Annotated in this window: 15 protein-coding genes and 2 tRNA genes; 9 read left to right on the forward strand and 8 right to left on the reverse strand. The window is 62.9% G+C overall.

Translation table 11 applies throughout. The annotated features are described in order from the left end of the window. Positions 1–85: 85 nt before the first annotated feature. Complete coding sequence (locus ONR57_RS18600) at positions 86–1,474, forward strand: glycine--tRNA ligase (protein WP_265125018.1); 1,389 nt, start codon at positions 86–88, stop codon at positions 1,472–1,474. 72 nt (positions 1,475–1,546) lie between these two features. Here ONR57_RS18600 and ONR57_RS18605 read toward each other — a convergent pair whose 3' ends face one another. Continuing rightward, entirely contained in the window at positions 1,547–3,655 is a 2,109-nt protein-coding gene (locus ONR57_RS18605) for a TPM domain-containing protein (protein ID WP_265125019.1), read from the reverse strand. Between the two features lie 136 nt (positions 3,656–3,791). Here ONR57_RS18605 and ONR57_RS18610 point away from each other — a divergent pair, with 136 nt between their 5' ends. From ONR57_RS18610 to dnaG, 3 genes are read left to right on the forward strand one after another with little or no spacing between them, the layout of a single operon-like run. Continuing rightward, entirely contained in the window at positions 3,792–4,424 is a 633-nt protein-coding gene (locus ONR57_RS18610) for a YdcF family protein (RefSeq protein ID WP_265125020.1), read from the forward strand. 40 nt (positions 4,425–4,464) lie between these two features. Next, the gene (locus ONR57_RS18615) at positions 4,465–5,742 is read left to right on the forward strand and encodes a deoxyguanosinetriphosphate triphosphohydrolase (protein ID WP_265125021.1); all 1,278 of its coding nucleotides are present in this window, start codon (positions 4,465–4,467) and stop codon (positions 5,740–5,742) included. Between the two features lie 41 nt (positions 5,743–5,783). Continuing rightward, a complete protein-coding gene (gene dnaG, locus ONR57_RS18620; RefSeq protein ID WP_265125022.1) occupies positions 5,784–7,691 on the forward strand; it encodes a DNA primase in 1,908 nt (635 codons plus the stop codon). 10 nt (positions 7,692–7,701) lie between these two features. On the opposite strand, the gene ONR57_RS18625 is transcribed toward dnaG, so the two are convergent. Further along, positions 7,702–7,977, reverse strand: a complete 276-nt coding sequence (locus ONR57_RS18625) for a YhcB family protein (RefSeq protein ID WP_265125023.1) — start codon at positions 7,975–7,977, stop codon at positions 7,702–7,704. 167 nt (positions 7,978–8,144) lie between these two features. Here ONR57_RS18625 and ONR57_RS18630 point away from each other — a divergent pair. From ONR57_RS18630 to ONR57_RS18650, 5 genes are all read left to right on the forward strand, one after another. Further along, a tRNA-Asn gene (locus ONR57_RS18630) sits at positions 8,145–8,217 on the forward strand. 67 nt (positions 8,218–8,284) lie between these two features. Further along, positions 8,285–8,358, forward strand: a tRNA-Ile gene (locus ONR57_RS18635). Positions 8,359–8,437: 79 nt separating this feature from the next. Continuing rightward, positions 8,438–8,944 (forward strand): hypothetical protein, encoded by a 507-nt coding sequence (locus ONR57_RS18640; RefSeq protein ID WP_265125024.1) that lies wholly within the window; start codon positions 8,438–8,440, stop codon positions 8,942–8,944. A 41-nt stretch (positions 8,945–8,985) separates the two neighbouring features. After that, on the forward strand, positions 8,986–9,801 hold the full coding sequence (locus ONR57_RS18645) for a serine hydrolase (protein WP_265125498.1): 816 nt from the start codon (positions 8,986–8,988) through the stop codon (positions 9,799–9,801). A 179-nt stretch (positions 9,802–9,980) separates the two neighbouring features. Further along, positions 9,981–10,493 (forward strand): DUF3145 domain-containing protein, encoded by a 513-nt coding sequence (locus tag ONR57_RS18650; protein WP_265125025.1) that lies wholly within the window; start codon positions 9,981–9,983, stop codon positions 10,491–10,493. Positions 10,494–10,507: 14 nt separating this feature from the next. Here ONR57_RS18650 and ONR57_RS18655 read toward each other — a convergent pair whose 3' ends face one another. From ONR57_RS18655 to aceE, 6 genes are all read right to left on the reverse strand, one after another. Continuing rightward, positions 10,508–11,965: an acyl-CoA carboxylase subunit beta gene (locus ONR57_RS18655; RefSeq protein WP_265125026.1), complete on the reverse strand. Its 1,458-nt coding sequence runs from the start codon at positions 11,963–11,965 to the stop codon at positions 10,508–10,510. 120 nt (positions 11,966–12,085) lie between these two features. Beyond that, on the reverse strand, positions 12,086–13,357 hold the full coding sequence (locus tag ONR57_RS18660; RefSeq protein ID WP_265125027.1) for a KasA/KasB family beta-ketoacyl-ACP synthase: 1,272 nt from the start codon (positions 13,355–13,357) through the stop codon (positions 12,086–12,088). A gap of 2 nt (positions 13,358–13,359) precedes the next feature. Continuing rightward, positions 13,360–13,659, reverse strand: coding sequence for a meromycolate extension acyl carrier protein AcpM (gene acpM / locus ONR57_RS18665; protein WP_265125028.1), 300 nt, complete (start codon positions 13,657–13,659; stop codon positions 13,360–13,362). Positions 13,660–13,737: 78 nt separating this feature from the next. Further along, positions 13,738–14,667, reverse strand: coding sequence for an ACP S-malonyltransferase (locus ONR57_RS18670; RefSeq protein WP_265125029.1), 930 nt, complete (start codon positions 14,665–14,667; stop codon positions 13,738–13,740). A gap of 144 nt (positions 14,668–14,811) precedes the next feature. Beyond that, positions 14,812–16,095, reverse strand: a complete 1,284-nt coding sequence (locus ONR57_RS18675) for a CdaR family transcriptional regulator (RefSeq protein ID WP_265125030.1) — start codon at positions 16,093–16,095, stop codon at positions 14,812–14,814. 85 nt (positions 16,096–16,180) lie between these two features. After that, positions 16,181–18,946, reverse strand: coding sequence for a pyruvate dehydrogenase (acetyl-transferring), homodimeric type (gene aceE / locus ONR57_RS18680; RefSeq protein WP_265125031.1), 2,766 nt, complete (start codon positions 18,944–18,946; stop codon positions 16,181–16,183). Positions 18,947–18,992 lie beyond the last annotated feature (46 nt).

An 18,992-nucleotide genomic window follows, 5' to 3' on the forward strand; every position in this document is an offset into this window, starting at 1 on the left:
CACGAGTCCGCCTAGACTGGCTTGGGCTGGGACACCAGAACCGAACCCAGGGTTACCTCAAACGACGAGATGGAGTGCTACTTCAGTGGCAGGCAAGTCCAACCGCATCGACACGGTCGTCAACCTCTGCAAGCGCCGCGGGCTCGTATTCCCATGCGGCGAGATCTACGGTGGCACGCGCTCTGCCTGGGATTATGGCCCGCTTGGTGTCGAGCTCAAGGAAAACATCAAGAAGCAGTGGTGGCGCAACATGGTCACGAGCCGGGACGATGTCGTCGGCCTCGACTCGTCGGTCATCCTGCCGCGTCAAGTATGGGAAGCATCTGGGCACGTCGAAGTATTCTCTGATCCACTCGTGGAGTCGCTGTACACGCACAAGCGGTACCGCGCGGACCACCTCCTCGAGGCTTATGAGGCTAAGCACGGTAAACCGCCCGCGAACGGCCTCGCTGACATTCCGGATCCTGACACCGGCCAGCCCGGTAATTGGACAGAGCCCAAGCCGTTCTCCGGTCTGATGAAGACTTTCCTCGGTCCAGTTGACGACCAGGAAGGACTGCACTACCTGCGCCCCGAAACTGCGCAGGGTATCTTCGTGAACTTCGCGAACGTCATGACGACGGCGCGGAAGAAACCGCCCTTCGGCATCGGCCAGATCGGTAAGAGCTTCCGCAATGAGATCACTCCAGGCAACTTCATCTTCCGGACCCGGGAGTTCGAGCAAATGGAGATGGAGTTCTTCGTCGAACCCGGCACTGATGAGGATTGGCATCAGTACTGGATTGACTACCGGCTGGCCTGGTACACAGACCTCGGCATCAATCCCGATAACCTTCGGCTTTTCGAGCACCCCAAAGACAAGCTCTCGCACTACTCCAAACGCACGGTCGATATCGAGTACCTGTTCGGCTTCCACGGCAGCGGCTGGGGAGAGCTCGAAGGTGTCGCGAACCGGACCGACTTTGACCTCTCAACTCATGCGAAGCACTCCGGTGTAGACCTGTCCTACTACGATCAGGCCACCGGAACCAGGTACACCCCATACGTAATTGAACCAGCTGCCGGTCTGACGCGCTCACTCATGGCGTTCCTGGTCGATGCCTACTCGGAAGATCAGGCGCCGAACGCCAAGGGCGGCATCGATACCCGTGTTGTGCTTCGCCTCGATCGGCGGCTAGCTCCGGTCAAGGCCGCTGTTCTGCCGTTGAGCCGAAACGCCGACCTCACTCCGAAGGCAAAGGATCTCGCGGCGCGGCTGCGTCAGCACTGGAACGTCGAGTTCGACGACGCTGGTGCGATCGGGCGTCGCTATCGCCGCCAGGACGAAATCGGTACGCCGTTCTGTATCACAGTCGATTTCGAGACACTCGATGACCACGCTGTGACAGTGCGCGAACGTGACTCGATGGCGCAGGAGCGTATCGCCATCGACCAGGTGGAGGGTTACCTCGCAAAGCACCTGATCGGAGTCTGATCACTGAGCGAGTGGACCGTGCGCCGTCTGCGGACGGTCCACTCGGCAGTGACGAGAGACTGACCGGGAGGCTCAGAACCGCCCGCCGCTGGTGCGCCGCCCAGAGCTGCGAGGACCACCGAAGGACCGGGAACTCACACCCGACGAGCGGCGTGTACCGCTTGAACGGGAGCCGCCAAAACTTCCGCTGGTGCGGCGCGCGCCTCCAGAGCGGGTGGTGCCGAAACCACTGGAGCGGTGCCTGGAGCCGCTTCCGCTGCGCATCGCATCCATGAGAATGCCGCCAAGCATGCCGCCGACAACGGCATTGGATAGCGACCCGCCGCCACCCGGACCACCCATGGTGCTGGGTGTTACCCGCTGTTGCCGTTCCCATGTGGAAACCTCGCTGCGCGCCCGAGCGAGGGCCTGTTGCGCGAGCTGGACCGCAGCTCGCGCATGTTCGAGCGCCGTGACCGGGTCGGACTGGGCGATGTGGCGTGCGTATCCAGCATGGCGCTCAGCTTCCGACAGCCGGGTGCGTGGTTCCGCACTGATCGCGCCGCGCCGGGTGGTGATGAAGTCGCGTGCCGCGGTGATGTGCGCTTCGGCTGCGGGCAGATCGTTGGCTAGTGTCCGTCGTGCGTGTTGTTCGCGTTCGGTCGTTTCCTGGGCTTTCGCGAGAAGCTCGTCGAGCGCGGCATCTGCCTCGACGATGTGCTGCAAACTCCCCAGCGGATCGGAATCTTGCGCGCTGCGTGCGCTGGCAAGTGCCGATTCAGCCGCGGTCCGAACCGCCGCGAGTTCCTCGCCGCCCGTGGCGCCGAACTGGCGGGAACGCTCAAGATCCTGCTCGAGCTCACGCATCGCGCCGGGGAGCCGGGTGATCGCGTCCCGGATGTCGGTTTCAGCATGCGTGACTCCCTCGAGGAGATCGCGCGCTTGACTTACCGAGGCTTCGGCCGCCCGAAGGGCCGCGATTACGGCCGTCGAGTCGCCACGGTTCAGCGCTGCCCGCGCCTCCGCGATCGCCTCTTCGCCCAGTGCGACCCGCTCCTCGGCGAGAGCTGGGTTGTGTTCGATAGAGGCCAGCGCGGATGCTCCGAACCGCTGGCGCAGTGATTCGACCGCACTCTCCGCGTCCGGTATGCGAACGGTCACCGCAACGACATCCTGGGTGAGTGCATCGAGGCGCTCGGGAGCTGTGAGCAGCAGGTCACGCTTCTTATCGAACGCCTCGACCTGAGCATCGAGCTGTTTGTCAGCGGCCGCGCAGGTTGTGACTAGGTCGACGAGCATCTGGTGCCGCTGCTGCGGCGTCTCCGGTATTGCATCATCAAGGCGCTGGCGGATTTCGAACGCCCGCGCCAGAGACTGTCGCGCCTCTGTCAGCGCAGTGGTGAACTGTGCCACCGCAGAATCACCGAACTCTTCTCGCGCGCGGGCCAGTTCCTCCGCGCTGGTCCGTATGGCATCGTCGGTTTCTCTCAGCATCTGCTTCGACTTCGCATCCAGCGCGGGACCCGGTATGCGGGCAAGGCCCGCGCGGTCCGTCATGTCCAAGGCGTCAAGTGAGGACACTGCTCGCTGATGGTCACGCTTGGCGCGCCGCTTGGACCGGACGATGAGAAAGACAATGAAGCCGCCGACCAGGCCCAGCACGACCAGCACTGGGATCGGACTGGTTGTCGATGGGGCAGCCGCTCGGGCCAGGCCGTCAGCAGTGCCGATCGCCGCGTCAGCCCAGCGTGCAGCACCCAGGGCGGGCTCGATATCATCGCGTTTGATCGCGTTTTCTTCGGCCCCGGTGATGGTCTCCATCGTCTCCGGCAGGCTCAGCGAATACTCGCGATCACTCAGGGCGACAGCTAGAAGAACGTCGTTATTGCCCATACCGCTGATCTCAGCGGTCGCATCTGTCCATGTATCGCCGCCGAAATTCATAAACGAATCCGTGTACACAACCCACATCCGGATCCGGTGCTCCTCATAGAGGCCGTCGAAGGCCTCCTGGATCCGTTCCGCATCGCCTGCCCGGAGGGCACCCACGTTGTCGGTGACACGGTCATCAAGCCGCAGCGGGGGCTCTGCTTGGGCTGCTGCCGGCAGGCACAGAAAGAGTGCGAGGACCCAGACAAGCGCGAGCGGCGCGCGGGTGCGCAGCCTCACGCCGACAGGTCCGTTGTTTCCCCCGAGACTCATGCTCCGAATCTAGCCGAAGGTAGTAACACTCGCGTTAAGTGCAATCACAGAAGTTGCTGGCACACTAGTACGGTCCGACGTGAACTGCCCGCGGTGTCTGAGTGACCCTGTCGTGGCTGCCTGAAGTGGGGGATGTGTGGGAGCGTTCATCGGGCGCTGGCTGGGCCGCCTGCTCGTTGGCGCGGTAGTGATCGCGATTGTGCTCGTCGCCGGCACCGCAGGGCGCGTGTGGCAGGTCGCGAGAGTCAACGACTATTCGCAAGCCGACGCGATAGCCGTCCTCGGTGCGGCCCAGTACAACGGGGTGCCCTCCGACGTCTTCAAATCTCGTCTCGACCAGGCAGCTCGCTTGTACGAGCAGGGCGTGGCCCCGCTCATCGTGACTGTCGGGGGCAAGCAAGAGGGCGATGTTTACACCGAGGCCGCAGCCGGAAAGACATATCTCGCGACAATCGGCATCCCAGCGGACAATGTGCTCGCCGTCGAGGAGGGCGCGGACACACTCGAAAGCGTGCACGCAATCGCGCGCGAACTCAGCGCGCGGGACCTCTCCTCAGTGGTCATCACTACTGACCCCTGGCATTCACTGCGGACACGGATCATGGCCAGCGATGCTGGCCTCGACGCCACGACCGCTCCTGCGCGATCCGGTCCCGCCGTGCTCACGAGAGAATCACAGTTCCGCGGAATCGCGCGAGAGACTGCTGCTCTGCTTTACTACCAATTCACCCATTCCTCGAACGAACTCCGGAGCGTCCCCGGCCTTTGAGCGCCTTTGAGCGTCTCGGACCGACAGAAGCGAGCGGCAAATGACTGATCGTGGCCCTCTCTACAACGAGCACGACGCGGAGCGCCGTGTCTTCGAAGGCAGCAAGAACTCCCTGCTTGAGGGCACATCGTCGCAGCATCGCACGCCGTACAGCAGGGATCGTGCGCGTGTGCTGCATTCCGCGGCGCTGCGCCGGCTCGCAGACAAGACGCAGGTTGTCGGACCGAAGCAGGGCGACACCCCGCGCACCCGGCTCACGCATTCGCTGGAGGTCGCACAGATTGGCCGGGGCATCGCGGATGGTCTGGGCTGTGATCCTGATCTCGTCGATCTCGCTGGCCTGGCGCACGACATCGGACACCCTCCGTATGGACACAACGGCGAGCGAGCGCTGAACGAGGTGGCTGAAAGCTGCGGCGGCTTCGAGGGCAATGCGCAGAACCTGCGAATACTCACACGGCTGGAGCCGAAACTGCTCGACGCTGAAGGCGCGAGTGTGGGGCTGAACCTGACCCGGGCGGCGCTCGACGCCGCGACGAAGTATCCGTGGACGCGCCCAGAACCCGGCGCGAAGTTTGGGGCCTATGACGATGACGCACACGTCCTGGAATGGCTCCGCGCGGGCGCGCCGCACCGCCAGAAATGCCTTGAGGCACAAATCATGGACTGGGCTGATGACGTCGCCTACTCCGTGCATGACGTGGAAGACGGGGTCATTGAAGGACGGCTGGATCTGCGGTGTCTCGCTGATCCAGCCGAGCAGAAAGTGCTCGCGGCTGTTGGGCACCGCGAGTTCAGGGACATCGACGATGCCATTCTGATCGAGGCGGCAAACCGGCTTGCGTCACTGCCCGTGGTCAAGGCGGTTGACAAGTTCGACGGGACGCTCGACGCCTCTGTCTCACTCAAGCGGTTGACAAGTGAACTTGTTGGACGCTTCGCTTCCGCTGCGATCGCAGAGACCCGCAGAGTATGTGGCGGAATGAAGGTTGCTCGATATGACTGTGACCTGCTAATTCCGGAGATCGTCGAATCAGAGGTCGCGATTCTGAAAACCGTCGCGCTGCGCTTCGTTTTCTCTGACCCAGCCCACCGTGCCAAGCAAGAGCGTGAACGTGACCGGGTCCACCGTCTGGCGCAGTACCTCTTGCACACCTCACCTGGAGAGCTCGATCCGTTGTTCGTGCCGTACTGGGAACGCGCTGAAACTGATGCGCAGCGCACGCGGGTGGTCGTCGACCAAATCGCCTCGTACACCGAATCCCGGCTCGAACGGCTCGACCGCGCCAGCCGCGGCGCTCAGGCGGCATGGGGCTGACTCGGGTGTGGCAGCCGAGGTGAACGCCGTACACTCGTCGCGTGGCTGGGCGCATTCCTGATCGAGACATCGCGGCGATCCGCGACCAGATTGTGATCGACGAACTCATCGGGGAGTATGTATCGCTACGGCGTGCTGGCGCCTCGCTGAAGGGTTTGTGCCCGTTCCACGATGAGAAGACCCCGTCGTTCCATGTGCGGCCGACACACGGTCATTTCCATTGCTTCGGCTGTGGGGAGGGCGGAGATGTCTATTCCTTTCTGCAGAAGATCGAACACATCAGTTTCACCGAGGCGGTTGAGCAGCTAGCGGACCGGATCGGATATCGCATTACGTACGAGGGTGGCGGCACGTCGGTTCAGCGTGACCGGGGGACTCGGGCACGGCTCGTCGCTGCGAACGCGGCGGCACAGCAGTTCTATGCAGGCCAGCTCGTCAGTCCAGAGGCCGAGCCTGCGCGCACCTATTTGAAGGAACGGCACTTCGATGCGGCGGCAGCTGCACAGTTCGGCTGCGGCTATGCGCCCAGCGGGTGGGACAGTCTGACGAAGCATCTAATGGCGCAGGGCTTCGAATTCAAGGAACTCGAAGCGGCTGGCCTGTCTAAGCAAGGCAAGCGCGGCCCCATCGATCGATTCCATCGCCGGTTGCTGTGGCCCATCAAGAATCTCGCGGGTGAAGTGATCGGGTTCGGCGCCCGGCGGCTCTTCGATGACGATGTTGCGCAAGCCAAGTATCTCAATACGCCGGAGACCGCTCTGTACAAGAAGTCGCAGGTTCTTTTCGGCCTCGACTTAGCTAAGCGCGAGATAGCGAAGTCGCACCAGGTCGTCATTGTCGAGGGCTACACCGACGTCATGGCCATGCACCTCGCTGGTGTGACCACGGCGGTAGCTGCCTGCGGCACCGCATTCGGGGATGAACACCTAAGTTTGCTCCGGCGCTTGTTAATGGATGACAGCTATTTCCGCGGCGAGGTCATCTTTACGTTCGACGGAGACGAGGCGGGCCAGAAAGCAGCGCTGAAAGCCTTCGAGGGGGATCAGAAGGTCGCCGGCAAGACCTTCGTCGCGGTCGCGCCCGCTGGGATGGATCCGTGCGAGCTGCGGGCTGATCGCGGAGACGCCGCGGTGCGAGACCTTGTGGCCCGCCGGACTCCGCTCTTCGCGTTTGTTGTGCGTTCTATCTTGGCTGAGCACGACCTCGACACTGCGGAAGGCCGTGTTGAGGCGCTGCGTCGCACGGTCCCTGTGGTCGCGAAGATCAAGGACAGCACCTTGCGTGACGACTACGCTCGGCAGCTATCCGAATGGGTGGGCTGGGAAAAGGAAGCCCAGGTGCGCCAGCGCGTACGCGAACAAGCACAGCAGCCGAGCGCCGGCGCCCCGGTACTGCAGAATGGGCGACTACCGAAGGCTGGCCAGAACGGCGGCGCAGGTGTGATTCGCCCCGATCCGCGTGATCCCGCGCTGTGGCCTGAACGTGAAGCCCTCAAGTCTGGTCTTCAATACCCTGCCATCGCGGGGACCGTGTTCGATTCGCTCCCGGATGAGTCTTTTACGCATCCGTCGTACCTGCGTGTTCGTCGCGCGATGGCGGACGCGGGTGGTGCGGGCAGCGGGCTTGGGGGTGCCGCGTGGCTCGACGCGGTAACTCGTTGCCTTGACGATTCGCCCTTGCAGCCGCTCGTGTCGGAACTGGCTGTCGAATCTATGCCGGTGGACGAGGAAAGCGTGCCGAGGTACGTCGGTGGGGTGCTAGCGCGCCTGCAGGAGGTGTGGGTGGGCCGCCAGATCGCCGACCTCAAGTCGCGACTGCAGCGAATGTCGCCAAGCGAGGACCCCAGCGAGTACCACGCGCTGTTCGGTGACCTCGTCGCGCTGGAGGAGTATCGGCGCAGCTTGCTCCAGAAAGCCGTCGGAGATGGGGTTGAGGGCGGTGTGCTGTAGCTGACTGCGGTTAGCGTGCCGCTCCGTTGCGCGCGTGACCTTGACTTTGCGCTGACTCGTGCGGCGCGTAGACCGACGTAGTGTCGTCGATATCGGCGATGCGTTCGAGCTTCGGCGTGGTGCTCAGCGCGTCTGCGAGCTTCTGCCGGCCGATCTCGATGGCCTTCTTCGTGGCGGGACTTGTCGCGACGGTACGGGCTGTGCGGCTGATCTGTTCGTATCGTGCACGACCAGCGCGGGTGCCTAGCACGTACCCCGCAGCGACGCCGACCAACAGACCAATCATCAGTGAAAGCCTCCCGCACTTCGGTGCATTTAACCAACCATGCTGTCAGGTCCATCTTGCCTGACGAATCGCGGCGGCGGGGCAATGACACCGTCTTCCTCGTGATTTGGCGTTCAGGGGGGAGGATGCGCTAAAGTCGGCAAGGCCCGTTCGCGGGTTAGGTGCAATCCTCCGTAGCTCAATTGGCAGAGCATCCGACTGTTAATCGGACGGTTGCTGGTTCGAGTCCAGCCGGAGGAGCCGAAACGGGCTCTCCACCATGCGGCGGGGAGCCCGTTAGCCTGTGTATGGTAGTTTTCGCCTGCTGGGGGCGGTAGCTCAGTCGGTTAGAGCCGCGGACTCATAATCCGCTGGTCGCGGGTTCGAGCCCCGCCCGCCCCACACAGTTCCGCCGTCTCGTGCGTGTTTTGCGTCCGCCCGCTTATCTTCGTCTTAAGTTCAGCCCCTACACTCGCCGCCGATGACTTCAGACAACACGAGCAACGTTGAATTCGCACAGCCACCCGCTGAAGAGGAGACGGCCCCGGCGCCTGCGGCGCAGTCGGAGCGCGGTAAAGCCGCCGGCACGGTGGCCAGCGGCGCTGGCGCTGTGGTCGCTGCGGGGCTAGGTCTCGCGTCGATACTCGGCACTCCGCTTGCTGACATGATGCGCTTCCGTCAGGAACTGATCGGCCAGATCGATGCGGCGACCGGCGTGGTTGGTGACGAGATCGAGTCGATATACAGCGCGCCATGGAATTCTGCCGTTCTGGTGAACGGAATTTTCGCGGTGGTGGCGATCGTCCTCGGGGCGCTTCTCCTGGGAGTCTTCGCGCGACGCACGGAGCACACATGGGTGAAGGCTGTCGCCTTGAGCGGTGTGGTGCTTGGCGTGATTGGCTTGTTCCTGGCGGGCGGTATGTATCTCGATATCCTGGCCCCGGCGCCCGAGTTGCCACCGATGCCCACGATGCCGATGGGTGGCTAGCCGAGAGGAAATTGGCTGTGCGAGTCGATAAGGTTGAGGCCGTGCAGTCGCTTGAAAAGATCGAAACGTGGCCAGTTCCGAACGCCGCCGCGGCGGTGGTCACTCCGGGACGGGTCTTGGCGGAGTCTGGCCCGGCAGATCAGGTCTTCAAGCTCGCGTCGGTAACCAAACTGCTGGTGGCGTTCGGTGCGCTTCTCGCAGTGGAGGAAGGCGCGATCGGTCTAGATGATCCTGCCGGGCCTGACGGCGCCACTGTGCGCCATTTGCTTGCGCATTCGGCGGGCCTCGCATTTGGTGAGAAACGGACACAAGCAAAGGTCGAGACAAAACGGATTTATTCGAGTTCCGGTTACGAAGTCTTAGCCGAACATATCGAATCAGCGACTGGAATCGCGTTTCCCGAGTACCTCGAGCAGGGGGTATTCGAACCACTGCGTATGTCGCGGACCGCGCTGGAAGGCCCGGCTGGACACGGCGCCGTGTCGACGCTGAGCGATTTGTCGAGTTTCGCTCGCGAACTTTTGCATCCACAGTTGCTTGCGCCTGAAACACTGAGGGACGCAACACGTGTCCAATTCCCCGGGCTTGACGGAGTAGTGCCGGGATTCGGTATGCAGCGGCCCAGTGACTGGGGGCTGGGATTCGAAATTCGGGGCCATAAAGCCCCACACTGGACGGGTTTGACTAATTCCCCGGAAACTTACGGTCATTTCGGTCAATCGGGGACGTTTCTTTGGGTGGACCCAGTGGTTGAGGTTGCCTTAGTGGTGCTAACTGACCGCGACTTCGGGGAGTGGGCAAAGCCGCTGTGGCCGGAATTGAGCGACGCCATTCTCAGTGAAATCTCAGACTCGTAACGAATTTTCATCGAAACACTAGCGCGATTAGAGAAGTCACGGCAGACTGTGTGCATCAGCAAGCACTCCGCTAACAGCTGTCACAGTGATTCGGAGTGGCTGCACTGAGCCTTCGGCTGGCGAGAGGACCGTTTGGGGAAGACGTTCCTCGTCTGTTCCAGATAACCGGAGGTGCTTAAGTGTCGGCAGTGTGCCAGGTGGCTGACGCAACGACAGGTGTCGTATACGTGTACGCATCACCAGTGGAGGTGTGCCCGCATTTGGATTGGGTGCTTGCTGCTTCGCTCGGTTGCCGTGCGAAGGTTCGCTGGTCTCCGCAACCTATGGCGGATGGCAACATGCGCGCGACCATCAACTGGACGGGCCCGGTGGGCACAGGCAGCCGTTTGGCCAGCGCGCTCGCGGCCTGGCCGCAAGTGCGATTCGAAGTCACCGAGGACCCCAGCGAAGGCGTCGACGGCGAGCGTTTCTGCCACACGCCCGATCTGGGCCTGTGGCGTGGCACTATGAGCGCAAACGGGGACACGGTAATACCGGAGATGCGGTTGAAGGCGCTTATCGCTGCCAGGTCAAACGATCTGGCAGAGGCTCTGCACACAGAACTCGGCACATCGTGGGATGACGAGCTTGAGCCGTTCCGTGCAGCAAGTGACGGCGCAGAAGTCACCTGGGTCACGCGCAGGGTCGGCTGAACTGCGGCGACAGCTCAGAGCGGGATGTTTTTGTGCTCACCGCGCCGGTGCGGTGCTTCCGCAATCGCGCGCGCAAGCCGACTCCGCGTCTCGCGCGGGTCGATCAGTTCGTCGACTACCCCGATGTCCATTGCGCGGCTCACTCCGCCAGCGATGCGTTCGTGCTCTTCCGCGAGACGATCGTGCAGCGCTTCACGTTCTTCATCTGTGGCCGCAGCAGCGAGGGCACGCTTGTGCAGAATGCCGACGGCAGCTTTCGCTCCCATGACGGCTACCTCGCCGTCCGGCCACGCGAATACTTTGGTGGCGCCGAGAGCCCGCGAGTTCATCGCGATGTAGGCGCCGCCATACGCCTTGCGGATCACCAGTGTCACCCGGGGAACTACCGACTCGGCGAACGCGTGCAGGAGCTTTGCGCCGCGCCGAACTACCCCTTCCCACTCTTGGCTGACGCCCGGGAGATAACCGGGAACATCAACGAGCACCACCATCGGAACGCCGAACGCGTCGCACATCCGAACGAATCGACTCGCCTTTTCGGCGCTCTCGGAGTTGAGGCATCCTCCGAGGCGGAGGGGATTGTTGGCGAGGATGCCGACGGTGCGGCCACCGAGGCGCCCGAAACCGACGACGATGTTGGGCGCCCACTTAGCATGCAGCTCGATAAAGGACGACAATTCGGCATCCGAGCCGAGTCCCGTCTCGACGCTGTCGAGCAGCTGCCGGATGATGGGGTGGATGTCGTAGGCACGGCGGTTCGACTCGGGGAGCAGTGCTTTCAGATCGGAGTCACCATGTGCTGCCGCGGCCATGTCGATTTCACCCTGGTCGGCGAGCAGCGATACGAGACTGCGCCCCTGTGCCATTGCATCGGTCTCATCGGCGGCCGCGATGTGCGCTACCCCCGACTTGCGGGTGTGCGTGGCGGGACCGCCCAGTGCTTCCATATCGACGGATTCACCGGTGACGGAGCGCACAACGTCCGGTCCGGTCACGAATACCCGGCTGGCGGGCGCCATGATGACGACGTCTGTCAAAGCGGGCCCGTATGCCGCTCCACCCGCGGCGGGACCGAGGACTACGGAGATCTGTGGAATTTGGCCTGACGCGCGCACCATCGCCTCGAAAACGCGGCCCACGGCGTGCAGCGCTTCGACTCCCTCGGCGAGCCGAGCCCCACCGGAATGCCAGAGGCCAACCACAGGCAGCTTTCTGGCGAGTGCGGTGTCGATTGCGGAGACAATATGCGCGCAGCCGTCGATACCCATGGCGCCGCCCATGATGGTGCCGTCGGTGCAATAAGCAATGGCGCGGACGCCGTCGACGAGGCCTTCAGCGGCAAGTACACCTGAGTTGTCGCGGGGACTCAGGAGGGTGACGGAGCCAGGATCGAAGAATCGAGCGAGCCGATCCATGGGGTCTCGAGGGTCGGGGGCCGTGTCGCGAGTTGTCCTCGGCGCCAAGACGGTCATCGCTCCTCCAAATCCCAGTCCGTGTGAACTGCGTTCAATAAATATGTCTGATAAGTCTCGTTGTCTGTTACAACTTGTCGCGCTTTGCTGCTGCAGCTGCAAAGCGCGACAGCTGCTCTGCTACGGACGGGCGAAAACGAGCGAGACGTTGTGGCCGCCAAACCCGAACGAGTTCTTGATGGCGACATCGAACGTCCCGTGGCGGGGTCCGCCTGCGACCACGTCGAGGTCGATCTCAGGATCCTGATTCTCGAGGTTGAGGGTCGGGGGAATAACCCCTTCCTTCAGGCTGAGAATCGCGATAATCGATTCCAGTGCGCCGACCGCGCCAATGGAGTGTCCGAGCGCGGACTTTGCAGCGTAGACGGCGGGATGCTGTCCCACTGCGGCATTGATTGCCCGTGACTCAGCGATGTCTCCCACAGGGGTAGCCGTGGCGTGAGCGTTGACGTGGCTGACTTCCTCGGGTGTGACACCGGCGACAGCCATAGCCTTCTTCATCGAACGAGCTGCGCCTGTGCCTTCTGGCTCAGGCGCGACGATGTGGAAGCCGTCGGAGGTGATCCCCGCACCGAGGACGCGACCGTGGATGGTAGCGCCACGGGCGCGGGCAAACTCCTCGCGCTCGAGGATAAGAATCGCGCCTGCCTCGCCGAAGACGAATCCGTCGCGGTCTTTGTCGAACGGCCGGGATGCGCCCGCTGGGTCGTCATTGCGAGTGCTCATCGCGCGCATCATCGAGAACCCGGCGATTGCCATGGGGTCGAGAAACGACTCGACGCCACCAGCGACAACAACGTCGGCGTCACCGTCGACGATCATTCGCCAGGCTTGTGCGATCGCCTCGCTGCCTGACGCACACGCGGAAACAGGCGTGTGGACGCCTGCCCGTGCTCCGACTTCCAGCCCGATCGTTGCCGCTGGACCGTTCGGCATCATCATGGGCACGGCCATGGGCGATACCTTGCGGGCACCGCCTTCGCGCAAGGCGAAGTTCGACCGCACAAGTGTGTCGACGCCACCGATACCGGTGCCGATCACAACGCCGAGGCGCTCTTTCTCAACTTCTGGTGAACCGGCCTCTGCCCAAGCCTTCCGGCCTTCGACGAGCGCGAGCTGTTCGACGAAGTCATTGCGACGCGACTCGACTTTGGTCAAGGAGTCCGAGGGCTGAACCTTGAGGCGCCCACCGATCCGGACTGGCATACCGAGCTCTTCAAGCCAGGGATCGGTGAGCGCCACGATTCCGCTCTCGCCCGCGAGCAGGCCTTTCCAGGTGCGTTCGATGTCACTGGCGATCGACGTGGTAGCCGACATGGCGGTGACAACGACACCGGGCCTCGTGGACCCGGCACCATGGGAGTTCTGGGGTGATAGAGCGGGATCGGTCACGGTCAGCTCTCGCTTGCTCCCTTGAGGGCTTCGGTGTTCACGCCTTCAACACCCTCCGCCTCCAGTTTCTGGATGTAGTTGACAGCATCGCCGACGGTGCGCAGCGAAGCCAGATCCTCATCGGGGATCTTGATGCCGTACTTATCTTCGGTCTGGACGGCGATCTCCACCATCGACAGGGAGTCGATATCAAGGTCGTCAACGAAGGACTTCTCGATCGTCACCTCACTGGGCTCGATCCCGGTGACCTCTTCGATGATCGAAGCAAGACCGGCGACGATATCTTCCTGGGTTGCGGCCATGGAGAATGGCTCCCTTCTTCAGTGCCCCCGCGCAGTCGTTCGCGGGGGAGTCATTGTGTGGGTAAGTAATTGCGGCGATCAGGCGGCTTGCTGCGCCAGCATGCCGACGCTGGTGAGTTCTCCAGGCGTCTTCAGAGCGGTCTGCGGGACGCCCCGCATCTCGCGCTTGGCAATACCAGTCAGCGTGCCTGCTGGGGGAAGTTCGGCAAGGCCAGCGACCGAGAGTTCGATCATCGTGGCGGTGCAGAGGTCCCAGCGGACTGGTCGCGTGATCTGCTCGACGATTGCATCGAGCGCGCCGCGTCCTGTCGTCACGGATGTGCCGTCCGCATTCGACAGAAGCACACGCACCGGATCGTTGGTCGGGATTGATGCGGCGGCTTCTGCCACGGCGTCCCGTGCGGGCGCCATGAACCTGGTGTGGAAAGCGCCCGCGACAGCCAGTGGACGCAATTTGGCCCGGGCAGGCGGAGCCTCGGCGAGTTCAGCCAGTGCGCTGAGCTTACCGGCGGCGACGAGTTGACCCTTGGCGTTGCGGTTTGCCGCTTCGAGGCCGAGTTCGCCAAGACGTGCGAGCACGTCTTCTTCGACACCGCCGAGTACGGCCGTCATGCCAGTCGGTTCAAGTGCACATGCTTGTGCCATTGCGCGTCCGCGAAGGGCAGCGAGATCAACTGCGTCGTCTGTGGAGATGACGCCTGCTATCGCGGCCGCGGCGAGTTCGCCAACCGAATGGCCTGCTGTGAGCTTGGCGAAGGCTGGATCCTCGGTGGCGCCGGTCTGCTCGAGTTCCTCGAACGCGAGCAGTGCGGTGGCGACAACAAGGGGCTGGGTGACGGCGGTGTCAGTGATTTCCTCCGCCCCGGCAGTGGTGCCGAGCCGGACGAGATCAAGCCCAGTGACCTTCGACCAGCGTGCAACGCGATCAAGGGCGCCCGGCTGCTCGAGCCACGGCGTGAGCATTCCAGGCGTCTGAGCGCCTTGTCCTGGAGCGAGTAGTGCGATCACGTTGATAAGAGAACACCCTGTTCAGGGTTTTCTCAGGTGCTTTTGGGTACCAACCTTGAACAACTGTTTTGTAGGGTTCCTACAAAAGCTTCCGAAACCAGGCGTTCATCGCCGCACCCACCTGCAGCGTTACAGCAATCTAATTCACAGTGTTACTGAAGTGAGATCTGGGAACTGAAGTAACGGTTCTGCATCAGAGCGAATCAAACGCCCCACGGATTCGGCCACGCGGAGGACGTGAGCGTCCCTCGGATTCGCCGGATCCCGCCCCGTGATCTCGGTGATTTTCTTCAGTCGATAGCGGACGGTATTTGGATGAACGAACAATATTCGGGCGCACGCCTCGACAGCGCCGCCGGTATCCAGATACACGTCGAGCGTCTCGCCGAGGGCATTACCCGCCTTGGCCAGCGGAATCACAATCTGGGCATTCAGGGCACGCACCGCGGCGGGGTCGCCGAGCAGTGCGCGTTCTGGCAAAAGGTCCGCAGCGAGCACCGGTCTGGGGGCGGAACGCCATCCGGGGGCGGCCCGCAATCCGCTCAGGGCCTCTCGTGCGCTTGTATGCGCGCTGGCGAGCGTCTTGGCCGTCGGGCCGATGACGACGTGCTGGTCAGAAAACGCGTGCAGTAGCTCCGTCGTGAAGCTGCTGCGCGGCTCGAGTTCACCGTTCACTATCGCAACGAGGGAGGAGCCCTGAACCACCGAGAGTGCCGAACGGTTGTGCTTTTCCGCGGCGTTGTGCACGTTACTGACGGCCGAAACACCGCTGCCGGGAGGCGGCGTGCCGACGATCACGGTCGCTGGCGCGTTGGCGTCCCAGTTGAGGGTGGCCGCCCGCGACAGCATCGCAGAGTCGGAATCACCGCGCACCACCGCGTCGACCACCAGCGCTTCGAGCCGCGTGTCCCACGCGCCCCGCGACTCGGCGGCTGAGGCGTATACGGCCGCCGCGGCGAAGCCGATTTCCACGCGATACCGCAGAACGGCTTCGGTGAGCGCGGCGAGTTGCTGTTCGTTTCGGGTCATCAGCGGCAGCCACCGCTCGAAGAACTCCATCGCGACCCGTACCATCTCGACGGTTTGGCGCAGTGTCACACGCCGGGCGAGATCGTGCGGCACGACGCGAAACGAATCAACCGTCTTCCAGATATCGCGGTCCGGGTCCCGCAGCCAGTCCACGAAGTTCGAGACTGCACTCTGCACCAGCAAGTGCACGGTGGCGCGCTGGTCAGCATCAAGATCAGCAAAGAAGGGGAGTTGCTCCTGCATCGAGTTGACCGCTTCCGTGGAAAGCCGGCCCGAATACTGTTTGACGCGCCTCAAAAGTGCGTCGGACAGTGGGTTGGCGTTCGCCCCGTGCTGGCCGCCGGGCGAAGGACTGGGCGCAGCGTCGTCGCTGCGCCCGCCTCGTGGCCTTCCGGTCATACACCCCTCATCACGTGCTGCCGCCTATCGGCGCGAGTACTGTCACGCTGACATACTCGTGACAGTACCCCGCTGGCAGCCGGAATCACGCGACGCCAGGATCTGACGTCTGCTCAGGTGCGGCGGCTACGTCGTCGATCCGGTACTCGCGTGCCGCTTTCGCCGCGACGTCACGATCGATCGAGCCCTCATCCGCGAGTGCGTTGAGCACGCCAACGACGATTGACTCCGAATCGATGTTGAAGTAGCGGCGTGCTGCTGGGCGGGTATCGGAGAAGCCGAAACCATCGGCGCCGAGAGTCACGTAGTGGCCCGGAACCCAGGTGCGGATCTGGTCAGGTACTGCGCTTTCCCAGTCGGAAACACCGACGAACGGTCCGTCCGCCTTCTTGAGCACCTTCGTCACATACGGCTCACGCTTCTTCGCGGACGGGTCGCGCAGCGCCTCGTCCTCGGTGCGGCGACCATCCCTGCGCAGCTCGGTCCATGAGGTCACCGACCACACGTCCGCTGCGACGTCCCATTCCTTGGCGAGCACTTCCTGCGCACGCAGCGCCCACGGCACCGCGACACCGGACACGAGGATATTGGCCTTGTACTTGCCCTTCTCGGCCTTCGCGTAGCGATACATGCCTTTGAGGAGGCCGTCGACGTCGAGATCCTTCGGCTCAGCGGGCTGAACGAACGGCTCGTTGTACAGGGTGATGTAGTAGAAGACGTTCTCGGCCTCCGGCCCGTACATGCGCCGCAGGCCGTCCTTCACGATGTGGGCGAGCTCGAACCCGAAAGCGGGGTCGTACGCGATACAGGCCGGGTTGGTCGAAGCCAGCGTGTGCGAGTGGCCGTCTGCGTGCTGCAGGCCCTCACCGGTCAGCGTGGTGCGGCCAGCGGTCGCGCCGAGCACGAAGCCGCGTGCCATCTGGTCTGCGGCTGCCCAGAAGCTGTCGCCGGTGCGCTGGAACCCGAACATCGAGTAGAAGATGTAGATCGGGATCATCGTCTCGTCATGCGTCGAGTACGACGTGCCGGCTGCGATGAACGAACCGGTGGAACCGGCCTCGTTGATGCCCTCATGCAGGATCTGGCCCGCTTCGGACTCCTTATAGGCGAGCATGAGTTCCGCATCAACCGATGTGTACAGCTGGCCGTGGCGGTTGTAGATCTTCAGGGACGGGAACCACGAATCCATACCGAAGGTCCGCGCCTCGTCGGGGATGATTGGCACGATCCGCTTACCAATTTCCTTGTCGCGGAGGAGTTCCTTGAAGAGGCGCACCACCGCCATCGTGGTGGCAACCTCCTGCTTCCCCGAACCCTTGCGGACTGCCGCGTAGGTTTTGTCGTCAGGCAAGGGGAGTGGTTTGGTGCTGTTGCGGCGAGACGGGACGAATCCACCGAGCTGCTTCCGGCGCTCGAGCATGTATTCGATCTCCGGAGTGTCTTTGCCCGGGTGGTAGTACGGCGGCAGGTACGGATCCTTTTCCAGCTGCTCATCCGTGATCGGGATGCGCTGGCGATCCCGGAACTGCTTGAGATCGTCGAGCGCGAGTTTCTTCATCTGGTGGGTGGCATTGCGGCCCTCGAAATGGGTGCCGAGCTGATAACCCTTGATGGTGTGGGCAAGGATCACCGTAGGCTGGCCCTTGTGGCTGGTCGCGGCCTTGTAGGCGGCGTAGACCTTGCGGTAGTCATGGCCACCGCGCTTGAGGTTCCAGATGTCCGCGTCACTCAGGCCCTTGACGAGTTCCTTAGTCCGCGGATCGCGGCCGAAGAAGTGCTCACGCACGTAGCTGCCGTCATTTGCTTTGTAGGTCTGGAAGTCGCCGTCCGGGGTGGTGTTCATCAGATTGACGAGCGCGCCATCCTTATCGGCATAAAACAGCGAGTCCCACTCGCGGCCCCAGATCACCTTGATGACGTTCCAGCCCGCGCCGCGGAAGAACGACTCGAGTTCCTGAATGATCTTCCCGTTACCGCGCACCGGTCCATCAAGGCGCTGCAGGTTGCAGTTGATCACAAACGTGAGGTTGTCGAGGCCTTCGAGCGCAGCCATGTGGACAAGTCCGCGTGACTCGGGTTCGTCCATCTCGCCGTCGCCAAGGAATGCCCACACGTGCTGGTCGGAGGTGTCCTTGATGCCGCGATCGCGGAGGTAGTGGTTGAAGCGCGCCTGGTAAATCGCGTTCATCGGGCCCAGCCCCATAGAGACCGTCGGGAATTCCCAGAACTCGGGCATCAGCCGCGGGTGCGGGTAGGACGGTAGTCCGCCGCCCTCGCCGGCGTGGCTGTGCTCCTGCCGGAAGCCGTCAAGCTGATCTGCCGTCAGCCGTCCCTCGAGGAACGCGCGCGCGTAGACGCCCGGTGATGCGTGCCCCTGAATGAAGACCTGATCTCCACCGCCTGAGTGGGACTTGCCGCGGAAGAAGTGGTTGAACCCAACCTCGTAGAGTGCCGCTGACGAGGCATAGGTCGAGATGTGGCCGCCCACACCAACGCCGGGGCGCTGCGCGCGATGCACCATGATCGCGGCGTTCCAGCGGATCCAGCGGCGATAGGTTCGCTCGACCTCTTCGTCGCCCGGGAACCAGGGTTCCCTTTCAGTGGGAATGGTATTGACGTAATCAGTAGACGTCAGAGCGGGAAGGGCAACGCGCCGCTCGTTCGCCCGCTCGAGAAGCCGCAGGAGCAGATATCTGCCGCGTTCAGGGGAAGAATGGGAGAGCATCGCATCGAACGACTCAAGCCATTCAGAGGTTTCATCGGGATCGATATCGGGCAGATAAGAAGCAACGCCCTCGCGGATAACGCGAACACGGTCTCGATCTTTACGGGGCGATATCTGGTTAGGCACGTCGGCACTCCTTGTGGGCGTGGTCGTTGGACCTGGTTGGGTCCGC

This window comes from Hoyosella sp. YIM 151337 (assembly GCF_026041215.1).
GTDB lineage: Bacteria > Actinomycetota > Actinomycetes > Mycobacteriales > Mycobacteriaceae > Hoyosella.

Coding starts and splice junctions, on each gene's coding strand:
- ONR57_RS18615 (WP_265125021.1), top strand. CDS start 4,465: ATGACTGATCGTGGCCCTCTCTACAACGAGCACGACGCGGAGCGCCGT.
- ONR57_RS18640 (WP_265125024.1), top strand. CDS start 8,438: ATGACTTCAGACAACACGAGCAACGTTGAATTCGCACAGCCACCCGCT.
- acpM (WP_265125028.1), bottom strand. CDS start 13,659: ATGGCCGCAACCCAGGAAGATATCGTCGCCGGTCTTGCTTCGATCATC.
- ONR57_RS18625 (WP_265125023.1), bottom strand. CDS start 7,977: ATGATTGGTCTGTTGGTCGGCGTCGCTGCGGGGTACGTGCTAGGCACC.
- ONR57_RS18605 (WP_265125019.1), bottom strand. CDS start 3,655: ATGAGTCTCGGGGGAAACAACGGACCTGTCGGCGTGAGGCTGCGCACC.
- ONR57_RS18655 (WP_265125026.1), bottom strand. CDS start 11,965: ATGACCGTCTTGGCGCCGAGGACAACTCGCGACACGGCCCCCGACCCT.
- ONR57_RS18675 (WP_265125030.1), bottom strand. CDS start 16,095: ATGACCGGAAGGCCACGAGGCGGGCGCAGCGACGACGCTGCGCCCAGT.